The organism is Peribacillus butanolivorans (genome assembly GCF_001273755.1).
GTDB lineage: Bacteria > Bacillota > Bacilli > Bacillales > DSM-1321 > Peribacillus > Peribacillus butanolivorans.
The window spans coordinates 29,272-29,620 of the sequence record NZ_LGYA01000004.1; positions in this window are offsets into that span (position 1 = coordinate 29,272).

Sequence of the window (349 nt, forward strand, 5' to 3'; positions counted from 1 at the left end):
CACAGGCTAAATTCGCCACGTCCTGTGGCAACTCCTGCGCTAGCACATCCTGTGCGTCGGAACCAATCGAGCATTTACAGGCTGTTGACCCGAAATTTCCCCTTTTTTATTACCTTTACAGCCTGTTGATGCGGGGAAAAGTGAAACTGCTATCATTGGTGGTTTTCCAATGATTACCTTAGTGAGATCGCAGGCTAAATTCGCCACGTCCTGTGGCAACTCCTGCGCTAGCACATCCTGTGCGTCGGAACCAAATCGGGCATTTACAGGCTGTTGACCCGAAATTCCCCCTTTTTATTACCTTTACAGCCTGTTGATGCGGGGAAAAGTGAAACTTCTATCATTGGTG